The organism is Devosia crocina, assembly GCF_900116545.1.
Classification (GTDB): Bacteria; Pseudomonadota; Alphaproteobacteria; order Rhizobiales; family Devosiaceae; genus Devosia; species Devosia crocina.
On the sequence record NZ_FPCK01000002.1, the window covers coordinates 494013 to 514158 of the forward strand.

At 61.7% G+C, this 20146-nt stretch carries 24 protein-coding genes; 10 read left to right on the forward strand and 14 right to left on the reverse strand.

The genetic code is table 11. The annotated features are described in order from the left end of the window. Positions 1 to 57 precede the first annotated feature (57 nt). The 10 genes from BM364_RS12000 to coxB all read right to left on the reverse strand — a co-directional run bounded on the left by BM364_RS12000 (position 58) and on the right by coxB (position 9644). Complete coding sequence (locus BM364_RS12000; protein WP_092424880.1) at positions 58 to 675, reverse strand: GNAT family N-acetyltransferase; 618 nt, start codon at positions 673 to 675, stop codon at positions 58 to 60. Positions 676 to 678: 3 nt separating this feature from the next. Then, the gene (locus tag BM364_RS12005; RefSeq protein ID WP_092424882.1) at positions 679 to 1941 is read right to left on the reverse strand and encodes a M16 family metallopeptidase; all 1263 of its coding nucleotides are present in this window, start codon (positions 1939 to 1941) and stop codon (positions 679 to 681) included. A 107-nt stretch (positions 1942 to 2048) separates the two neighbouring features. Then, positions 2049 to 3443 (reverse strand): threonine synthase, encoded by a 1395-nt coding sequence (gene thrC, locus BM364_RS12010; protein WP_092424884.1) that lies wholly within the window; start codon positions 3441 to 3443, stop codon positions 2049 to 2051. Positions 3444 to 3513: 70 nt separating this feature from the next. Beyond that, positions 3514 to 4281 (reverse strand): SURF1 family protein, encoded by a 768-nt coding sequence (locus tag BM364_RS12015; protein WP_092424886.1) that lies wholly within the window; start codon positions 4279 to 4281, stop codon positions 3514 to 3516. Between the two features lie 128 nt (positions 4282 to 4409). Further along, positions 4410 to 5255, reverse strand: a complete 846-nt coding sequence (locus tag BM364_RS12020) for a cytochrome c oxidase subunit 3 (RefSeq protein ID WP_092424888.1) — start codon at positions 5253 to 5255, stop codon at positions 4410 to 4412. A gap of 3 nt (positions 5256 to 5258) precedes the next feature. Continuing rightward, a complete protein-coding gene (locus tag BM364_RS12025; protein WP_092424890.1) occupies positions 5259 to 5825 on the reverse strand; it encodes a cytochrome c oxidase assembly protein in 567 nt (188 codons plus the stop codon). After that, on the reverse strand, positions 5825 to 6007 hold the full coding sequence (locus tag BM364_RS12030) for a hypothetical protein (RefSeq protein WP_092424892.1): 183 nt from the start codon (positions 6005 to 6007) through the stop codon (positions 5825 to 5827). The genes BM364_RS12025 and BM364_RS12030 overlap by 1 nt, the downstream gene beginning before the upstream one ends. Beyond that, on the reverse strand, positions 6004 to 6912 hold the full coding sequence (locus BM364_RS12035; protein ID WP_092425341.1) for a heme o synthase: 909 nt from the start codon (positions 6910 to 6912) through the stop codon (positions 6004 to 6006). Before BM364_RS12035 ends, BM364_RS12030 begins: the two co-directional genes overlap by 4 nt. Before the next feature lie 87 nt (positions 6913 to 6999). Next, positions 7000 to 8691 (reverse strand): cytochrome c oxidase subunit I, encoded by a 1692-nt coding sequence (ctaD, locus tag BM364_RS12040; RefSeq protein WP_092424894.1) that lies wholly within the window; start codon positions 8689 to 8691, stop codon positions 7000 to 7002. Between the two features lie 23 nt (positions 8692 to 8714). Further along, positions 8715 to 9644, reverse strand: a complete 930-nt coding sequence (coxB, locus tag BM364_RS12045; protein WP_092424896.1) for a cytochrome c oxidase subunit II — start codon at positions 9642 to 9644, stop codon at positions 8715 to 8717. Between the two features lie 345 nt (positions 9645 to 9989). On the opposite strand from coxB, the gene BM364_RS12050 reads away from it, so the two are divergent. Further along, entirely contained in the window at positions 9990 to 10472 is a 483-nt protein-coding gene (locus tag BM364_RS12050; protein ID WP_092424898.1) for an invasion associated locus B family protein, read from the forward strand. Positions 10473 to 10486: 14 nt separating this feature from the next. Then, positions 10487 to 10732, forward strand: coding sequence for a PilZ domain-containing protein (locus BM364_RS12055; protein WP_092424900.1), 246 nt, complete (start codon positions 10487 to 10489; stop codon positions 10730 to 10732). Between the two features lie 183 nt (positions 10733 to 10915). Here the strand turns inward: BM364_RS12055 and BM364_RS12060 are convergent, their stop codons facing one another. Then, entirely contained in the window at positions 10916 to 11179 is a 264-nt protein-coding gene (locus BM364_RS12060) for a YjiS-like domain-containing protein (RefSeq protein WP_175528583.1), read from the reverse strand. A gap of 137 nt (positions 11180 to 11316) precedes the next feature. Here BM364_RS12060 and BM364_RS12065 point away from each other — a divergent pair, with 137 nt between their 5' ends. From BM364_RS12065 to BM364_RS12090, 6 genes are read left to right on the forward strand one after another with little or no spacing between them, the layout of a single operon-like run. Further along, the gene (locus BM364_RS12065; protein ID WP_092424904.1) at positions 11317 to 12204 is read left to right on the forward strand and encodes a LysR family transcriptional regulator; all 888 of its coding nucleotides are present in this window, start codon (positions 11317 to 11319) and stop codon (positions 12202 to 12204) included. A 48-nt stretch (positions 12205 to 12252) separates the two neighbouring features. Continuing rightward, positions 12253 to 12531: a type II toxin-antitoxin system RelE/ParE family toxin gene (locus tag BM364_RS12070; protein ID WP_092424906.1), complete on the forward strand. Its 279-nt coding sequence runs from the start codon at positions 12253 to 12255 to the stop codon at positions 12529 to 12531. Then, a complete protein-coding gene (locus BM364_RS12075; RefSeq protein ID WP_092424908.1) occupies positions 12506 to 12853 on the forward strand; it encodes a HigA family addiction module antitoxin in 348 nt (115 codons plus the stop codon). The genes BM364_RS12070 and BM364_RS12075 overlap by 26 nt, the downstream gene beginning before the upstream one ends. Positions 12854 to 12891: 38 nt before the next feature. Further along, positions 12892 to 14508: an exodeoxyribonuclease VII large subunit gene (xseA, locus tag BM364_RS12080; protein WP_092424910.1), complete on the forward strand. Its 1617-nt coding sequence runs from the start codon at positions 12892 to 12894 to the stop codon at positions 14506 to 14508. A 48-nt stretch (positions 14509 to 14556) separates the two neighbouring features. After that, positions 14557 to 14778, forward strand: a complete 222-nt coding sequence (locus BM364_RS12085) for a DUF2093 domain-containing protein (protein WP_092424912.1) — start codon at positions 14557 to 14559, stop codon at positions 14776 to 14778. Between the two features lie 2 nt (positions 14779 to 14780). Further along, on the forward strand, positions 14781 to 15950 hold the full coding sequence (locus BM364_RS12090; RefSeq protein ID WP_092424914.1) for a glycosyltransferase family protein: 1170 nt from the start codon (positions 14781 to 14783) through the stop codon (positions 15948 to 15950). Positions 15951 to 16156: 206 nt separating this feature from the next. Here BM364_RS12090 and BM364_RS12095 read toward each other — a convergent pair whose 3' ends face one another. Both BM364_RS12095 and BM364_RS12100 read right to left on the reverse strand, forming a co-directional pair. Continuing rightward, positions 16157 to 16396 (reverse strand): DUF4170 domain-containing protein, encoded by a 240-nt coding sequence (locus tag BM364_RS12095; protein ID WP_092424916.1) that lies wholly within the window; start codon positions 16394 to 16396, stop codon positions 16157 to 16159. Positions 16397 to 16398: 2 nt separating this feature from the next. Beyond that, positions 16399 to 17259, reverse strand: a complete 861-nt coding sequence (locus tag BM364_RS12100) for a 3'(2'),5'-bisphosphate nucleotidase CysQ (protein ID WP_092424918.1) — start codon at positions 17257 to 17259, stop codon at positions 16399 to 16401. Between the two features lie 272 nt (positions 17260 to 17531). On the opposite strand from BM364_RS12100, the gene BM364_RS12105 reads away from it, so the two are divergent. Continuing rightward, complete coding sequence (locus tag BM364_RS12105) at positions 17532 to 18050, forward strand: DUF6101 family protein (RefSeq protein ID WP_092424920.1); 519 nt, start codon at positions 17532 to 17534, stop codon at positions 18048 to 18050. A 236-nt stretch (positions 18051 to 18286) separates the two neighbouring features. Here BM364_RS12105 and ubiA read toward each other — a convergent pair whose 3' ends face one another. Beyond that, positions 18287 to 19216, reverse strand: coding sequence for a 4-hydroxybenzoate octaprenyltransferase (gene ubiA, locus BM364_RS12110; protein WP_092424922.1), 930 nt, complete (start codon positions 19214 to 19216; stop codon positions 18287 to 18289). Between the two features lie 128 nt (positions 19217 to 19344). On the opposite strand from ubiA, the gene BM364_RS12115 reads away from it, so the two are divergent. Continuing rightward, complete coding sequence (locus BM364_RS12115; protein WP_092424924.1) at positions 19345 to 20094, forward strand: 16S rRNA (uracil(1498)-N(3))-methyltransferase; 750 nt, start codon at positions 19345 to 19347, stop codon at positions 20092 to 20094. The last annotated feature ends 52 nt before the right edge of the window (positions 20095 to 20146 follow it).

A 20146-nucleotide genomic window follows, 5' to 3' on the forward strand; every position in this document is an offset into this window, starting at 1 on the left:
GGAGAAAGCTGCGTGCGGCAAGCCGGGCCAGAGGCTTAGGCCGTGAATTCAGCCGCCTCACGCCACCCGATTGTGCCGCGCCAGCCGGATCCCGTCCCAGCGCTCACGCGTCAGGCCCATCAGCACATGGTCCTCCCAGCGCCCATCGATCTGCAAATAGCGCTCGGCAAACCCTTCTTCGATGAAGCCGTTTTTTTCGAGTACGCGCCGCGAGGCCATGTTGGTGGGCAAAAAGGCCGCGTGGATGCGGTGAAGATCAAGGGTTTCGAAAACGAAGGGCAGCGCGACTGAAACCGCCTCGGTCATCAGGCCCTTGCCAGCATAGGGCTGGCCCATCCAATAGCCGAGCGTGACGAACTGGGCCGCACGGCGACGGATATTGGATAGCGTGATCCCGCCCACCAGCGTCGCCCCTGTCTCTGCGGGGGAAAACACGAAAAAGGTGTAGTCCGTGCCTTGCTCGGCTTCGATACGGGCGCGCTTGACCCGCATCGAAAAAACCCGGCGGCTGAGATCGGCCTCGCTCCAGCGTGGCTCGAAAGGCTTCAGAAAATCGTGGCTCTGCCGGCGCAGGTTGTACCAGGCGGGGTAGTCGCGCCATTGCGGCAGGCGCAGTGCCACTCGCTGGCCCCGCAGCAGGATCAACTGTTCCGGCGTCGACCAGGGCCAGACCATGGCCTAACGCTGCAGCGTCTCGCCGATGCTTTCCACATCGGCCAGCCGGCTGATCGGACCGATGCCGGCAAGTGTGGGGGTACCAGTCGTAAAGATCTGCTCGGCAACATCGCGCACGCGCTGGGCGGTGATGCGATTGATGCGCTCGACCGTTTCCTGCATGGCAATCGGCCGGCCCCAGAGGATCTGCTGGCGTGCCAGCTGCCCGGCGCGCGCCGAAGGACTTTCAAGCGACATCAGGAGGCCCGCGCGAATCTGGTTGCGCACGCGCACCACTTCCTCATCGGTGATGGTTTCGGTTGCACGGCGCAGTTCGTCGAGCACCACCGGCACCAGTTCGGAGACCTCGTCCTCGCCCGTTGCCGCTGCCACGCCAAAAACGCCGCTATCGGCGAAGGCCCAATGGAAGGCATAAACAGAATAGCACAGGCCGCGCTTTTCACGCACTTCCTGGAACAGCCGCGAGCTCATGCCGCCTCCCAGGATCGAGGCGAGCACCTGGGCGGCATAGAAGCCGTCCGAATTATAGGCGCGCCCCTCAAAGCCGAGCACGATATGGGCCTGCTCGTGATCCGAGATCAACCGCTCTTCGCCGCCTTGATACTCGGCGCGCTGGGGCGCTGGTGCGCCGCTCGGAGCGAGATCGGCAAACCGCTCGCGCGCCACTTCGACGAGACCATCATGGTCCACATTGCCGGCGGCGGCCATGACCATATGGTCGCCCACATAGTTGCGGCGCATATATTTGCGGACCGTGTCCGGCGAAAAGGCACGAACGGAATCGACGGTACCCAGAATGGTGCGTCCGATCGGCTGGGTCGGATAAGCCGCTTCCTGGAAAAGATCGAACACGTGGTCGTCGGGATTATCCCGCGCCGCGCCGATCTCCTGCACGATGACCTGCTGCTCGCGCGTCATCTCGTTTTCGTCGAAGGTCGAGTTCTGGAGAATATCGGACAGAATGTCGGCCGCCAGTGCCACATCGTCCTTGAGCACGCGCGCAAAATAGCCGGTATGCTCGATCGATGTTGCGGCATTGAGGTCGCCACCGACATTCTCGATAGCTTCGGCGATTTCGAGCGCGCTGCGCGTCTTGGTGCCCTTGAAGGCCATGTGTTCGAGAAAGTGGGAAATGCCGTGCTCCGCCTTTCGCTCGGAGCGCGCACCGGCCTTCACCCAGACGCCGAGAGAGGCGCTCTCGAGATGGGGCATGTCGTCGGTCAGCACCACCATGCCATTCTCGAGGGTCGTCGTCTTTACCGTCACACTCGTCCTCCTGCGCGAGCGGGAAGGCCCAAGGCGCTCCCTGCCCAAACATGTTTCTCGGCGAACCGGCCAGAGGGCGGAGCCGCCCTCCTCCGGCGCCTGTCGGTTCAGGCCGCGCGGCTGCGCGCCCCGATGAATTGTTCCACGGCACTCTGGTCATTGGCCAGCACGTCGAGGCGCTCCTCGCGCCCATAAAGATCGGCAAGCCAGGCCGGCAGCGGCGGCTCGATGCCCGTCGCCGCTCTGACCGCCGCCGGGAATTTGGCGGGATGAGCGGTAGCAAGCGTAATCATCGGCTCGGTGCTACGCTCGAGGCGGCGCGCAACCGAAACCCCGACGGCGGTGTGAGGATCGAGCAGATAGGCCGAATTGGCCCAGGTTTGCGCGATCGTGCGGCTCGTCTCATCCTCGCCGGATGTGCCGGCGGCAAATTCGGCGCGGATCGCTGCGATGGCGCCTTCCGGAAGATCGAAACCGCGCGACTGCTTGAGCGCGGCCATCATGCGGTTGACGGCATCGGCATCGCGGCCGGCGCTTTCAAACAACAACCGCTCGAAATTGGATGAAATCTGAATATCCATCGAGGGACTGATGGTGGGCGACACGCCCTGCATCTCATAACGACCCGTGTCGATCGTGCGGCGCAGGATGTCATTGGCATTGGTCGCGATCACCAGGCGGCTGATGGGCAGACCCATGCGCTTGGCGCAATAGCCGGCAAAGATGTCGCCGAAATTGCCGGTGGGCACGGTGAAGCTGACCGGACGATGGGGCGCCCCCAGCGCAACGGCTGCCACGAAGTAATAAACGATCTGGGCAACGATACGGCCCCAATTGATCGAGTTGACGCCGGAAAGGCGCATGGAATCGCGGAAGGCGTGATTGTTGAACATCGCCTTGACTGCATCCTGGCAGTCGTCGAACGTGCCTTCGAGCGCAATATTGTGGACATTGGCATCGAGCACGGTGGTCATCTGCCGGCGCTGCACTTCCGAGGTGCGGCCACGGGGATGAAGAATGAAGATATCCGTCGTGTCGCGCCCGCGGAAGGCTTCGATGGCCGCCGATCCGGTATCGCCCGATGTCGCCCCCACAATCGTCGCGCGCAGCCCACGTTCGGACAGGATGTGGTCCATGGTCCGGCTCAGGAACTGCATGGCGACGTCCTTGAAGGCCAGGGTCGGCCCATGGAACAGCTCAAGCACGAAGTGATTGGGTTCAAGCTCGACAAGCGGGGTCACCGACGGGTGCCGGAAGCTGGCATAGGCACCATCGACGATCTCGCGCAGCTTGGCTGCAGGGATCTCATCGCCCACGAAGCGGCCGATGATGTCATAGGCGACGTCGGCATAGGGCCGGCCTGCAAAGGCGGCGATTTCCTTTTCGCTCATCTGAGGCCAGGCGGCCGGAACATAAAGGCCGCCATCGGCGGCGAGGCCCGCCAGGACCGCATCGGAGAAACCAAGCGCTGGCGCCTGGCCGCGCGTTGAAACAAACTGCATCGGGAGGGAAAGCCCTTCTAGAATTGTTGCAACCTAGTGAATGCGGCGGCGCGCCGCAAGGTTTGGCGTATCACGCCTCGCTTTCGATCCGCCGCGCCCGGTGCCACAGCCAGAAGCCGAGCATAACGACGCCCACAATGGCAAACCCATACCAGGTCAGCGCATAACCGAAATGGTTGTTTGGAAAGCTGACGACCGTTTCCCCGCCCTGCGGCAGCACGCCCTCTCCTTGCGAGGGCAGATCGACATAGAAGGGTGCGATCGGGGCCAGAGCCGGGTCGACCATGGCAGCAAGGCGCTGAGGATCGCGCACCCACTCGATCCGGTTGGACATATCGGGTTCCGGCGTCATCATGCCGGCCGGCTCGGGCGAACGGAGAAGGCCCGAGATGGTGACAGTCACCGGATCGTCGCCGTGGAGGTCCCCATCGAGCGCTGCGCGCTGCATGTCCTGGGGCACGAAGCCGCGATTGATGAAGACCGCGCCGCCACCAACCAGCTCGAATGGGGTCAAAACCCAGTAGCCGGGACCGGAATATTGCCCCTTAGGATCGGCAAGGCTCGTGAAGACCGTCAGCGTCTGGGTGTAGCGATAGGTGCCGGTCATCTCAACCGGCTGATAAACGAGATTCCCGGTATCGAGCAGACCCCAGGTTGCAACGCCGGGAACAGGGATCGGGGAAGATCCAAGCCGCTGGTCGACCGCTGCAATCAGCGCTTCCTTTTCGGCCAGACGCTCCATCTGCCAGGAGCCGAGAAAAATGCAGGCGGCACATAGCGCCAGCATGAGAACGGTGAACACCCAATCGCCCCAACGCAGCCGGCCGAGCGCGATCACGACTGCACCGGAGCAAGGATCAGATTGAGAGAGTTGCCGAACATCTGCAGTCTGGAGGTGCGCATTGTGGGTCCTAAGCGAAAAGGGGCGCAGCCGAGCCGCGCCCCCTTTGCATGATCCAGGTGGTCCTAGTGAGTCAAAGCCACCCCCCAAGCGCCCCAGATATAGATCGAGGCGAAGAGGAAGAGCCAGACAACGTCCACGAAGTGCCAGTACCAGGCAGCAAATTCGAAGCCGAGATGGCGCTCGGGCGTGAAGTCGCCCCGCCCAGCGCGGATGAGGCAAACGGCCAGGAAGATGGTGCCGATGATCACGTGGAAGCCGTGGAAGCCGGTGGCCATGTAGAAAGTCGCGCCATACATGGTCGCGCCTTCGCCGCCAAAGGCAAAGCCGGCATGGGTATATTCGAGATACTGCACGAAGGAGAACAGCACGCCCAGCGCGACCGTAAGCGCCAGACCCCAGCGCAGGCCCTTGCGGTCGTTTTCGAGCAGAGCATGGTGGGCCCAGGTCACGGTGGTGCCCGAGGTCAAAAGGATCAGCGTGTTGAACAGCGGCAGGTGGAATGGATCGAAGAGTTCGACGCCTGTTGGGGGCCAGTGGCCGCCGGTTGCGGCAACGCGGGCATATTGCTCGATGTCGTCGAAGCGGAAGAAGCCGTCGAAATAGGCCCAGAACCAGGCGACGAAGAACATCACTTCCGAGGCGATGAACAGGATCATGCCATAGCGGTGATGCATCTGCACAACCGGGGTGTGATCGACCCCGTTATTGGCTTCCTTCACCACATCGGCCCACCAGGCGTAGAAGGTGTAGACGACGCCGGCAAGGCCCATGAAAAAGACCCAGGGGGTCCAGTTCTGCATCCAGAACACGGCGCCGATCATCATCACCAGCACCGCGGCCGACATCACGAACGGCCAGGGCGACGGCTCCACCATGTGGTAGTCATGGTTCTTTTCTATGGCGGCCATGTTTCAGCTTCCCTCACTGTCTGAAGCGTAGAACGTATAAGAGAGTGTGATCTCTTTGATTGTGTTGAGCTCGGGATTGTCGGCGAGATCCGGATCGACAAAGAAGACGATCGGCATTTCCACCGTTTCACCCGGCTGGAGCGTCTGCTCGGTGAAGCAGAAGCACTCGATCTTGTTGAAATAGATGCCTGCCTGTTCGGGCGTCACATTGAAGATCGCCTGCCCCGTCGTCGGTTTGTCCGAGTGGTTGGTGGCGATGTAATTGACCGTATCGACCTGCCCGATGCGGTCGGTGACGGGCGCGGCAGCCTTGACCGTCCAGGGCAGCGCGCGATCCATGTTAACGTCGAAGCTGACCTTCATCTCCCGGGCGATTACGCCCTTGGGATTGGTTTCGGCCGTTTGGGTGGTTCCGCCATAGCCGGTCACCTGGCAAAAAAGCTGATAGAGCGGCACCGAGGCAAAGGCGAGCCCAACCATGCCGACCACCACACCACCCAGCGCGACCCCAACGCGCCGATTGTTTTTTCCGGCCGGAGCGGCGGGGGCTGAATGCATGACCGTGCTCATCAAAGGCCCCGATCAAACAAAGCCGGGCCCAACTTGACAATGGTCAGCACATAAAAGGTCAGTGCGAACAGCGCCAGGGCGCCGGCAAGCGCAAGCGAACGGCGGCGACGCACGCGCTTCAGCGCCTCGGCCGCAGCGGTCTCGGCAGGTGTAACCATGACGGCGGACTGGTTTTCGGTCATGACCAGAACCCTTCGATACGGGTAACGAAATTGTCTGCCAAGAGGCCGAGGAACAGCACGAAAAGGTAGCTCAGCGAAAAGGTGAAGAGCCGCCGCGCCGCCTTGCGCATATCGACGTTGCTCGGCGCCTGCAGGAGACGAATGGCGAGATAAACAAAGCCGATGCCGGTTCCCATGGCGACAAGGCCATAGATCCAGCCTCCAAGCCCGAGATAGATCGGCACAAAGGCGGAAACGGCTAGGATCACGGAGTAAACGAAGATCTGGCGCTTGGTGGATGCTTCACCCACCACATTGGGCATCATGGGAATGCCGGCTGCGGCATAGTCGCCCTGCTTGTAGAGCGCCAGCGCCCAGAAATGCGGCGGCGTCCAGAGAAAGACGATCAGAAACAACGACAGGCTTTCCCAGCTGATCGCGCCGGTCACTGCCGCCCAGCCGATCATGGTCGGGAAAGCGCCGGCCGCGCCACCGATGACGATGTTCTGCGGCGTCGAGCGCTTGAGCCAGATCGTATAGATTACGGCATAAAAGAAGATGGTGAAGGCAAGAAGCCCGCCCGCCACCCAGTTGGTAGCCAGGCCGAGCAGGGTCACCGAAAAAGCCGACAGCGTCAGCCCAAAGGCCAGCGCTTCACCCCTGGTGACGCGGCCGGACGGGATGGGCCGGTTCTGCGTGCGGCTCATCACCGCGTCGATATCGGCATCGTACCACATATTAAGCGCGCCCGATGCGCCGCCCCCGATGGCGATGCAGACAATAGCGATCAATCCGATCACCGGATTGACCCCGATCGGGGCAACCAGCATGCCGACGAGAGCGGTGAACACAACAAGCGACATGACGCGAGGCTTCAAGAGCGCCAGGTAGTCCTCTACCCGCGCCTCGCCTGCCATGGCAGGCATTCCCTTGCTGTCATCGATATAGGTCACTGGTCATTCCTTGAATGGTGGACCGCACCGAGGCGCGATCCACAAAGTCTGGCGCAGAGATCAGTGCGCGTTCTTGGAGTCGATCTTGGGCAGGGTCGAGAACTGGTGGAACGGCGGCGGGGACGAGAGGGTCCATTCCAGCGTCGTTGCCCCGTCACCCCACGGATTGTCACCGGCCGGGCGCTTCTTGCGGCTGGCTTCCCAGGTTGCGTAGAAGAAGATCACCATGGCAACGAAGGTCACATAGTAGCCGATCGAGGACACCCGGTTCCACAGCGTGAAGGCATCGGGGTAGTCGATATAGCGGCGCGGCATGCCCGCAAGGCCGAGGAAGTGCTGCGGGAAGAAGATCAGGTTCACGCCGATGAACATGGTCCAGAAGTGCAGCTTGCCGAGGAATTCGGAATACATGTAGCCGAACATCTTGGGGTACCAGTAGTACCAGCCCGCAAAGATCGAGAACACGGCGCCGAGCGAGAGCACGTAGTGGAAGTGGGCCACGACGTAATAGGTGTCGTGCAGGGCACGGTCGGCAGCGGCATTGGCGAGCACCACGCCGGTCACACCACCCACGGTGAACAGGAAGATGAAGCCGATCGCCCACAGCATGGGAATGCGGAAGGTGATCGAGCCGCCCCACATGGTGGCGATCCAGGAGAAGATCTTGACGCCCGTGGGCACCGCAATGACCATGGTTGCCGCCACGAAGTATCGCTGCACATCCAGGCTCAGGCCGGTCGTATACATGTGGTGGGCCCACACGACGAAACCGACAAAGCCGATCGCGACCATTGCATAGGCCATGGCCATGTAGCCAAAGACGGGCTTGCGGCTGAAGGTCGCCACGATGTGGCTGACGATACCGAAGCCGGGCAGGATCATGATGTACACTTCAGGGTGACCGAAGAACCAGAACAGGTGCTGGAAGAGAATCGGATCACCACCGCCTTCGGGCGCAAAGAACTGCGTGCCAAAATTGCGGTCGGTCAGGAGCATGGTGATGGCACCGGCCAGAACGGGCAGCGCCAGAAGCAGCAGGAAGCCGGTGACGAGAACGGACCAGGCAAAAAGCGGCATCTTGTGGATGGTCATGCCCGGAGCGCGCATGTTCAGGATCGTGGTGATCAGGTTGATGGCACCAAGGATCGAGGAGACGCCGGCCACGTGCAGGGACAGGATGGCGAAGTCCATGGCAGGACCGGGGTGGCCCATGGTCGAGAGCGGCGGATAAACGGTCCAGCCACCGCCGAAACCGGTGGAGCCCGGCGCGCCTTCAAAGAAAAGGCTCATCAGCAGGAGGATGAACGCCACCGGAAGAAGCCAGAAAGCGATGTTGTTGATGCGCGGGAACGCGGTATCGGGCGCGCCGATCATCAGGGGCGCGAAATAATTGGCAAAGCCGCCCATGGTGGCCGGCATGACCATGAAGAAAACCATGATCAGCGCGTGAGCCGTCGTGAAGACGTTGAACATCTGCTTGCCGGCGTCGAGCGAAGCTGCACCGTCAAGGCCATAAACCATGGAGGCAAGGCCATGGAAAATCTGGATGCCCGGCTCCTGCAGCTCCATGCGCATGAAGCCCGAGAGCAGGCCACCGACTATGCCGGCGATGATGGCGAACACGAGATACATGATCCCGATGTCCTTGTGGTTGGTCGAAAACAACCAACGCCGCCATCCCGTGGGCGTGTGGTGATCGTGAGTCACATGGTCATGCCCGGTGGCATGGGCCTCGAGGTGTGCTTCTGACATATTGGTTCCCCTGACCCTATGACTTACTGGATAGCCGGCAGCACGGCGACGGCGCTGGCATAGTCACGGCTCTCTTCGAGTGCTGTGATGAAAGCTTGATATTCTTCTGCGGTCACAACGCGCACGGCGATCGGCATATAGGCGTGATCCTTGCCGCAAAGCTCGGAACACTGGCCGTAGAACATGCCGGTTTCGCGCGAGTTGAACCAGGTTTCGTTGAGACGGCCAGGCACCGCGTCGATCTTGACGCCGAAGGACGGCACGGCAAAGGCATGGATCACGCCACCGGGGCTGGCAGTCACCTGCAGGCGCACGGTGGTGTTGACAGGCACGACCAGTTCGTTGTCGACGGCCAGCAGGCGCGGCTGACCAGGCTTTTCATGATCGGTGTAGTTGCCCAGAGCGGTGCCGAGGATATTGGAGTCGAAATAGATCCCCTGGTCGACATATTCATAGGTCCAGTACCACTGCTCGCCGGTGGCCTTGACGGTCATCTCGGCGGCCGGGACTTCCACTTCACCGAAGGAGAAGATGTTTTCCCCCAGATACCGGCGCTCCCCGTCGGGCACGGTCATTTGGTCGGAGAGCACGCCGAAGGACGGCACGGCGATGATGATCAGGATAACGATCGGCACGACAGTCCAGATCACCTCGATCGCGGTGTTGTGCGTGAAACGGGCCGGCACCGGGTTGGACTTGGCGTTGAAGCGCACCACCACGACCACCAGAAGGGCGAGCACGAACAGAACGATCAGCGTGATCGTCCACATCAAGGGGCCATCATGGAATGCCACGATGGAGTCCATGATCGGGGTTACGGATTGCTGCAGATGGAACTGACCGGGCTCGGGATGACCCTTGCCGATCTCTTGCGCACTAGCGAAAGCGGGCATCAGCGCCAGCGTGGCCGTCGCCGCGGCGCCCAACTTCCTCAAGAACTGACCGGTCACCATAAACCCCCTATCGACTTATTCTGGTGGCGTGCACCGGGACGGAGAGGGTTTGATAGCGGCATAGCTCACGCCGCCCCGACTCAACCTCGGAGCGCAAAACTCGATTTTGACCTAAATCACATTGCTTGACCCGAGTCCATTGCGCCGAAGCGCCCTTGGGACGGTTTAAAACTGGACAAATTCACGCTTGTTTGCCTCAAGCACGCCGCACTTGGCCGGACATATCCCACCACGATGGCACGCTTGGTTGACAGGCTCTGTCGGCTGACGGAAACAGAACCAACCGCCCCTTGGCCCTCGATTCGGCAGGAGACGTATAGAGTGAGCGCATTTTCGAAGCGGCTGATGGGCGTAGCCCTGGCCATCACGGCCCTTGCCGGCATCGGCCCGGCTTTCGCCCAAGGCACTGTGCGCGGCGAACACGGCGACTGGCAGATGAGCTGCGACACTCCGCCCGGCGCCAGTGCCGAGCAATGCGCCATCATTCAGAATGTCATGGCCGAAGACCAGCCCAATGTCGGGCTGTCGGTTATCGTGTTGCGCACTGCCGATCGCGAAGCGCGCCTCTTGCGGGTTCTCGCTCCGCTCGGCGTTTTGCTGCCCAACGGGCTTGGCCTCAATGTCGATGGCGCAGACATGGGACGGGTCGCCTTTGTGCGGTGCCTGCCCAATGGTTGCGTTGCCGAGGTAGAGCTGGACGATGACCTGATCGACATCCTCTCGAACGGCGAGAATGCGATCTTCGTGGTCTTCAAGACACCCGAAGAAGGCATCGGCATTCCGGTTTCGCTCGATGGTTTCTCGGAAGGCTTTGCTGCCCTGCCCTAGCCCGGGAGCAGATCGTGCAGGAAGAACGCCGGCAGACGCATCGTCAACGCACGCTCAAGGGTGGCCGCATCGTCACCAATGACGGACACTCAACCTTTGACTGCACCGTGCGAAACCTGTCCGGTGAGGGGGCCAAGCTGATCGTCACCAGCATCATCGGCATACCGCAACGCTTTGGGCTGGCCATGCACGACGGGCGCAGTTTTTCGTGCGAAACGATCTGGCACACTGAAACCGAGATCGGCGTCCGCTTTCTCTGACCTCTTTGGCCGAGCCAAGCCGGCCGTTTCTCGTGAACAATAAAAAACCGGGCAGGTGCATGCACGAGCCCGGCAAGTTTTCAGGAAACAGGACCGGCGGCAAAACCGGCCCCGGGAGATGGAACGAGCACGAAAGTGTTCGAACCAACCAGTGAGCCCCACCACGGGTAGAGCGAAGTCAGATCAGGCCTTGGCGCTGCGCGCTCGGGCACTGGTGAGAACCATGGCAGCCTGACGCCCGGAGCGCGCCTCCATGGCGGCATAGATATCGCTGCGCGATATGCCGAGATCGTTGAGACGCTCGGGCTCAAGCTCAAGCAGGCGTTTGAGCGCAATGCGGCGAGCACGATTGGCCTTCACCTTTGCCCAGAAGGCAAACAGCGAATGCAAGGGGGTCGACGGCGTGGCGGCCGCAAGTGACCGCTCGCCTGGAAGCGAGAGAGCCATTTCATGTCTCCGAGAATGGGCCGGGAAAGCCGGAAAGTGCTGCGCCGTAGAGGAACAACACTGCTTTGATAGGCCGCTGGACATCCATTCGTCCAACAAATAGATTTCATTCAGCCAATCAAATTGAGTGATGGAAAATGGCCGCGCCCCTTGACCTCGATCAGCTTCAGAGCTTCTGCGCCATTGCCGATTGCGGCAGCTTCACCGAAGCTGCACGACGCGTGAACAAGACCCAATCGGCCGTTTCCATGCAGATCAAGCGGCTCGAGGAGCGGTTGGGCCATTCGCTTCTCACCCGAGACGGCCGCAGCGTATCTCTCACCCATCATGGGGAAGTGCTCTACGAACGCGCCCGCAAGATGTTGCGTACGAATGCTGAGATCCTCGACCATTTTTCGGATGATGATCTGGCCGGCTCTATTCGCTTCGGCGTTCCGGACGACTATGCCGTGCGTCTTTTGCCCGTGATCCTGTCGAGCTTCCAGCGCACCCATCCGAAAATCGTCGTCGATGTTTCCTGCATGGCCTCGGAACATCTGCTCGAAGGCATGCGCGCCGGACGCTACGATCTGATCGTCTTTACCCAGGGCACCGAGCAGAATTTTGGTGAGCTGTTCCGCACCGAGAAGATGTTCTGGGTCGCAAGCCATGGCGGCCGCGCGCTGCAGAGTCAGCCGATCGCCATTGCCTCGGGTCCGCAATATTGCATCTGGCGCAAGGAGGCGATGGACGCACTCGACCGCGCCGGCGCCGATTACCGGATCGCCTATACCTCATCCAACGCCACCGCGATTTCTTCGGCAGTGCTGTCGGATCTCGCTATCGGCTTTCTGCCCGAAAGCGCGCTCCAGCCGGGCATGCGGGTGGTATCTGAAGATATGGGCCTGCCGCACCTGGCCGACGCGCAGATTGCGCTGATGCGCGCCAGTCACGCCTATGGCGGCATCTACGACGCCCTCGCCAACCATATCGTTCAGTCGATGGGCAATATCGATCATGCCCAGGACACCGAAGCGGCAGAATAACTATAAGCGGATCGTTGACACGTGTAAGCCATCTGCTTACATATCTTGATGATCCGCAGCTTCCGCCACAAAGGCCTTGCCGAACTCTGGGAGACTGGCAGGACCGGGAAGGTCGATGCCAAACTCGTCGTCCGAGTAAAAAGGCGGCTAACGGCCCTCGATGCCGCAGGCGTTCCCGAAGATCTCAACGTTCCCGGCTTCGATTTCCACTCGCTGCGAGGACCACCGCCACTGCGCTACACAATCCATGTAGATGGGCCTTGGTGCATTACCTTTTCGTTTGATGGACAGGATGTCTACAATGTCGACTTCGAACAATATCACTGAGCCTGAGGACGCCGACACCGTCGCAGCTCGGCGGGGCGATTGGTGCCCTACCCATCCTGGCGAACTACTTGGGGAAGACATCATCCCGGCCACAGGGCGAAGCAAAAGCGAGATCGCCCGTCTGCTCGGCATTTCGCGGCAGCACCTTTATGACATCCTGGCGGGGAGGAAACCGGTATCTGCCGAGGTGGCGGTGCGCTTGGGCAAGCTCTTCGGCAATGGACCGCGTTTGTGGCTTGGTATGCAGGCGGCTCATGACACGTGGCATGCTGAGCGACGCATCGATCTCAATGCAATCCCAACAATTCAAGCTGCCGAGTAGAGCTTGACCCTGCGGCGCGTTTCCCGCACCAAGTGATCATGTCTCAAGTTCTGACCAATGCCGCAGAGTTCTCCGTTTCCGAAATCGCGCAGGCGGTGAAGCGGACGGTCGAGGATGAATTCGGCCATGTGCGCGTGCGCGGCGAGATCTCCGGCTTCCGGGGGCAACATTCTTCCGGGCACTGCTATTTCACCCTCAAGGACGATGCTGCCACGATCGATGCGGTGATCTGGAAGGGCAATTTCGCGCGGCTGGCGTTCCGGCCCGAAGAGGGGCTCGAGGTCATCGCCACCGGGCGCCTGACCACCTTCCCCCGTTCCTCGAAATATCAGATCGTCATCGAGCAGATCGAACCCGCCGGAGCCGGCGCATTGATGGCGCTTCTTGAAGAACGGCGCAAGAAGCTCCTGGCGGAAGGGCTGTTCGCCCGCGAGCGCAAGCGCCCCCTGCCCTATCTGCCCCGCGTCATCGGCGTCGTTACCTCCCCCACGGGCGCGGTGATCCGCGATATTCTCCATCGTCTGGCCGACCGGTTCCCGAGTCATGTTCTGGTCTGGCCCGTGCGGGTGCAGGGTGAGACCTGCGCCTCCGAAGTGGTCAACGCGATCGAGGGGTTCAACGCCCTTGCACCCGGCGGCGCCATGCCGAGACCGGACTTGTTGATCGTCGCCCGCGGCGGTGGGTCCATCGAGGACCTTTGGGGGTTCAACGAGGAGGCCGTTGTTCGGGCCGTGGCAGCATCGGCCATTCCGGTGATTTCCGCTGTCGGGCACGAGACGGATACGACCCTGATCGATTATGCCTCGGACATGCGGGCGCCCACTCCCACAGCCGCGGCCGAAGCCGCCGTGCCTGTGCGCGCCGAGCTCATCGCCTATGTGGACGATCAGGGCAGCCGCCAGCGCGCTGCCGCTCGCCGAAGCCTTGCGAGTTTGAGGGATCGCCTGCGCGCGGCCAGCGCCGGTTTGCCACGAGCCGCCGATCTCATTTCGACCCAGCGGCAGAGCCTCGACATGGCGTCTACCCAGCTCAGCAGCGGGCTGCGCCACTATGTTCAGAACAAGCATTTGACCTTGTCTCGTCTTGCCTCCGCCATGCAGCCGCGCCTCGTGCGGCAGCGCCACGCCGACCTCAAGGGCCGGCTCGACAATCTCGAACATCGCGCCCTTTCGGGGCTCAACAAGACTGTGGACCGCACCCGGCTTACTTTTGACCCACGCGTTGCGCGACTTGCCGGATCCGTGCTGCAAGCCCTCGAGCGCAAGCGAACGGCGTTTAGCCGCTTTGCGCCCCGCCTTTCGCCCCAACCGCTGCGCGTCGAACTGCGCCAGGCCCGCTCTGAGTTGAGCCCACTCGTTCAACGCCTGTCGCTTGCGCCTGCTGCGCTCACCACCGAGCGGCGCCAGACCCTTGCGCAGCTCGGCAAGCTTCTTGAAACGCTGAGTTATCGCAGCGTGCTCGCCCGCGGCTACGCCCTGGTGCAGGATGAAAAGGGCGATGTCGTCACGGCGGCGGCAAGCCTGAAACCGGGCGATGCCGTCAGGCTCAGCTTTGCCGATGGTGAAGTCGGGGCAAATGTCGCGGGAGCGCCGCCGGCCAGGCGTAAAGTGTCACGCAGTTCGAGCGACGACGGCTCGCAGGAAAGTCTCTTTTGATTGTCAACATTCCCGACTATATCGGGATCATTCGGAAGGAACCGGGTGATGAATATCTTTGACAAGGGCTTTTCGCCCTCGGAAGCCAGCGTACGCTATCTCGATGGGGATTACGTCGTTCTCAAGCAGGGCAGTTTCGTGCGCTGCGCCATGACCGGCAGGCCCATCCCCCTCGATGAACTCTCCTACTGGAGCGTCGATCGGCAGGAGGCCTATGCCGATGCCGGGGCTGCTCATGATGCCTTCATGCGCTACGGCCGGGGCAACTGAAGGTGACCGAGGCAGCGAAGCGTCAGCGCTACCTCATCGTTTCCAACGGCCACGGAGAAGATGCCATTGCCTCGGCGCTGGTTCGCCGCCTCGCCAGCACCGCGCAAGTGGAAGCCTATCCCATGATCGGCAGCGGCAAGGCCTATGAAGGCCTCTGCCGCATCGTCGGCCCCCGCGCTACCCTGGCCTCGGAAGGCTGGCGCAATGTAAAAGGCTCCCTGCGCCGCGACATCGTCAATGGCGGGCTGATGACGGTGCCGCCGGCCCTCAAATTCCTGCGCTCCGTGCGCGGCCACTATGACAGCGTCATCGTCGTGGGTGACATGGTCGGCATTCTTGCCGCCACCGCCGTGGGCCTTGGGGATCTCGTCTATCTGGACGTCTACAAGACCGGGGCCGCTCGGCTTTATTCGCCCGGCGAGATCTGGGCGATCAAACGAAGCTGCAAGACCGTATTCTGCCGCGCCGAAAGCCTTGCCGAGCGCCTCAAGGCTTCGGGGGTCGACGCGCGGGCGGCCGGCAATATCATGATGGATTCGGTGCCGAGCGGGGACTATGACGCGACGGCCCGGCGACGCAAACCGCTGGCGGTGACGCTCTTGCCCGGCAGCCGCGCCCTGACGGCGGAAAGTTTTGCACTTCAGGTCGATGCCTTGCGGCAGATCCCAGACGAGGAACGTCCCGACATTTTCCTGGCTGTCGCCGGCAGCGTCAGTGTGGAAGAGCTGGCAAAGGCCGCCAAGCTGCGCCGCACACCGCTTCTGAGTGCCGAGGCGGCAGATCTGGGGGAACTGAGCGACGGGAATCTCGTCGTTCACATGGCGCGTGGCAATGCCATGGGCAATCTCCTGCAGGCCTCGGACGTGGTGCTGAGCCAGGCCGGCACGGCGAGCGTCCAATCGTTGGGACTCGGCCGTCCGGTCATTACCTTCATCAACCAGCGCGACCGTCGGTCCCGCTTTGCCGATGAACAAAATCTCTTTGGCGAGGCGCGGATCGTCGTTGAACCGCGCGCGTCCAACATTGCAACAGCTTTGCGCCGCCTGCTTTCGGACAGCGCCGAGCGCGAGCGCCTGACCCAGATCGGGCGGGACCGGATCGGCGGACCGGGGGCGCTGGAGGCAATTTTGGGGGAAATCACTGGCCAGACAGCAAGTCATCCCTCGCCCTAACCCTCTCCCCAAAGGGGCGAGGGGACCAGACCGTGAATGCGACTGGATCAAGCCCCACACTCGATCTGACCCCCTCTCCCCTGAGGTGAGAGGGTTAGGGTGAGGGGTTCAGCCTTGTGGCTGATCCTCAAAATTCAACCCCTCATCCGGCGCGTTGCGCCACCTTCTCCCCTCAGGGCAGAAGGAAAACCGGACCTCGCGCTGGCTTACGCGCCAGCCGCTTCCGGGTCGAGCAGGCGATGGAGGTGCACGATGAAGTATCGTGTCTGCGCGCTATCAACGGTCATCTGTGCCTTCTGCTTCCACACCGCATAAGCGGCCGCATAGTTGGGATAGAGCCCCACGATGTCGACCTTTTCCAGATCGGTGAAGGTGACGCCCTCAAGGCTCGACAATTCGCCGCCGATCACGAGGTGAAGAAGTTGTTTTTGGGTGGCTTCGGCCATTTTTACGGATCCCTTGAAAGAGTGGAGGAAGAGGCGGTACCGGCGCTATCCTCTGTCTCGGCCGGGCAGCCATAGACTTTGATCAGCGCCGAATGGACCTGCGGCCGGAGGCTCATGTCGGCAATCGCCGCAATCGCTCCATGCCGCACGTCACGTCTGTTGAACTGGGGAAAGCCGCTGCACACATCGGCAAAATCGAGCCCGGCTTCGCTCAGGATGACCGCGGCTGCCGCGATGTCCCAGTCCTGGCTACCTCGACGGGCCACGGCGGCATCGAGATGTCCCGTCGCCACCTGCACGAGCCGATAGGCGAGCGAGGGATACATGGGACCACGGGTATAGTGCAGCCCCAGCGCCTGCATTTCCTGATGCACCGCACCCGGAGCAGGAATAAGCGGCGGTGCTCCCGCACGGCGATGGCGCACGAGCGGCTGCCCGTTGAGCCGCGCCCCGCCGCCTGCATGGGCTTCATACATTTCGTTGCGCGCGGGAGCATAAACGACCCCGGCGACCGGCACGCCATTTTCGACAACCGCCAGACAAACCGTCCAGCAATCTTCCCCGCGCAAAAAGGCGCGTGTGCCGTCGATGGGATCGACCACGAAGACGCGGTCGCAATCGAGCCGGCTGGGATTATCGGCAGTTTCCTCGCTCAGCCAACCATAGGCGGGCCGGGCATTGAGCAGGCTTGCGGCGAGATAGCGATCGACCACGATATCGGCTTCGCTGACCGGAGAGGCATTTTCTTTCTGCCAGCTCTTGATGTCGCGGCGAAAATAGCCCGACGCAATGATCCCCGCGGCCACGGCGGTGGCGCGAAGCAGTTCGAGATCGTCGTCATATTCTGGAGCAAAGGCCGGCATAGGCGGCTTTTATGCCTCGCACGACTTTTGGACAAGAGCCTCAGGGACATGGCCCATTCTCGGTATGCGAGGGGCTCGAAACGGCAGGGTAAACGGGGTGGAACCAGATTGGGTAAACCGGGTCTTGCAGGGTGCAACACCCCGCTAACCACTGACGAAAACAAGATAAACTTAACCGAACCCATTAAGAGGGCCGGTAAGGGGACGCGCTAGATTGGCCTCACAAACGGAGCGGAAAAAACCAGCTCTCGAAGTTACAGGAAGGCTCAAAAATGGTTCATGGCGTTGCGATGGAAGGATCGTCGGTCGTTCTTGCTTTCGGCAAGCGGGCCCTCGCCGAGCGCCGGTTCGTTGCGGCCAACGACAATGGCCCGCGCGATCCGGTCAAGACCGTGACGGTGCGCAAGCAGCTCGAGCAGAGCGGCGTTGCGATCAAGATCAAGGTTCCGGTCACCGAATTCATTGGCGTGGCGGTGGCCACCCGGATTTCGGAAGACGGCGTGCTGACAAGTTCGATCGAACTCGTCCATCCCGATGGCGAGCTGAGCTACAAGGTCTTCGAGGAAGAAGGCAATCACAACGTCGTCGCCGAATGGCAGAACTGGGGCAAGAAGCTCCGCCTGCCGCTCTTCATCAAGGCCGGCGATGGCGCCTATCTTCCCTATAGCCAGCAGGTCGACGGCCTGATGGTGGGCGAGATGGCTCCGCGCCGCAAGCTCGCCGCCGATGCGGCGCGCCGCCCCCGCTTCCTCAACCGCCGCAAACCGGGCGAAGTCGAGCGCAGCAACTAAGTTTCAGATCCCCTCCAAGGGCACGTCAATGGGACCAGCTGGTGGTGCGGCTGGTCCCTTTGGCGTTTCTGGTGTTTGGGTTGGGGCTAGCTCGACCAGATGTCCCCCGGGCCTGAGCTGCAGTAGCCCTCATGCGAGGTGCGCAGCGCAGCGGAGCCTCGAACCACGAGGGCGTGCCACGACCTCGCCCTTTGAGGCTTTGTTTCGCAGTGCTCCTCTGGAAGAGGACTACCGGATCACCAGACCCAATCGGCCAGGAGCGCCAGAGCGAGCGCCACGCCGACATAGTGGTTGCTCTTGAACCGAAGGAGCGGATTTTCGGGTTCATCCGCATCAAGCGTAAAAACCTGCCAGGCAAGGAGGCCAGCTGGCACCAGCATCAGCACAAGGCTGATCCAGCCAGCGCCGGCTGAAAGTGCAGACATGCTCCAAAGCACCACGGCCCCGACATAAACGGCGCTCACCGCCGGTTTGACGTGCTCGCCGAAGAGCCGGGCCGTCGATTTGACGCCGACCAGCGCGTCGTCCTCCACATCCTGTAGTGCGTAGATGGTGTCGTAGCCGATGACCCAGAGAATAGTGCCGGCATAAAGAAGGATCGGCGCCCAGGAGAGCCCGCCCGTCTCGCTCGACCAGCCCACCAGCGCCCCATAGGAGAAGGCAAGCCCCAGGAAAAGCTGTGGCCACCAGGTGATCCGTTTCATGAATGGATAAATGGCAACCAGCACCAGCGAGGCGACGCCGGCCCAAACGGTGAAGCGATTGAACTGAAACAGGATCAGCGCGCCCAGCAGCGCCTGGCCGACGAGAAAGATCAGCGCCTCTTTGGCGGTAACCGCGCCGGAGGGAATGGGGCGGAGACGCGTGCGAGCAACTTTCATGTCGATGTCGCGATCGACGATATCATTGAACGTGCAACCGGCGCCGCGCATCAGCACCGCACCGACGAACATGAGAATAACCGAAACCCAGCCAAAACCGCGCTCGGGCACTTCGATTGCCGCCAACGCCAGCCCCCACACGCAGGGCCAGAAAAGCAGCCAGAACCCGATCGGACGATCCCAGCGCGCCAGACGCGCATAGGGTTTCAGCCAGTCTGGCGCATGCCGATCCACCCAATTGTCTTTTGGGGCATCGGCGACGGGAGCGGAATGGATTTGGGACATAGGGCCACGGCCTCGTGGTTCGACAAGCTCGCCAAGAGGTCTACTCTAATCGCGCCAGACAAAGTAGACCTCATCCTGAGCCTGTTGAAGGAGGAGGGCGTGGCACTCTGCCGCCCCTGAAAAACCCTATGCCGCGTAGCCACGCCACCCTGCCCCGCCTGTTCGTGCCCCATGATCTGGCACCTGCCGCCGAACTCACGCTCGATAAGGAGCAGTCGCTCTATCTTGCCGCCGTCTTGCGCAAGTCGGTGGGCGACGAGGTGGTGCTGTTCAACGGCCGGGACGGCGCCTGGCTTTGCCGGCTGACGAGCGATTCGAAAAAATCCGTCGCCCTCGCCGTCACGGAGCAGATTGCACCCCAGACCGAAGGGGCCGATCTTTGGTACGGCTTTGCCCCGCTCAAGAACGAGCGGCTCGACTATGTGGTGCAAAAGGCTGTGGAAATGGGCGCCGGCACGATCCAGCCGGTGATGACCCAGTTCACGCAGGTTCATCGGCTCAAGACCGACCGGCTGCACAGCAATGCGATCGAAGCGGCCGAGCAGTGCGAGGTGCTCTCGGTTCCCACCATCGCTCCTGAGATCACGCTCGAGCGTCTTCTGGCCGACTGGCCTCAGGCTCAAGGCGCGCGCAAGCTGATCTTTGCCGATGAGGCCGAAGCTTCATCCTCTCCCGTTGACACCCTTGAAGCCATCAGGGGCGCACCGGTCGGCTTGCTGATTGGCCCCGAGGGTGGTTTCTCGCAATCCGAGCGGGAAAAGCTGCGCGCCCTACCCTTCGTTGTGCCGATCAGCCTTGGTCCGCGCATCCTCCGCGCAGATACGGCAGCGGTCGCGGCCATGGCCGTGATCCAGGCCATCATCGGCGATTGGCGATAAAAGCCGATTGCATTCCCGCTTGCGCTCGCTATGGTGCCGGCCCAGTTTAGCC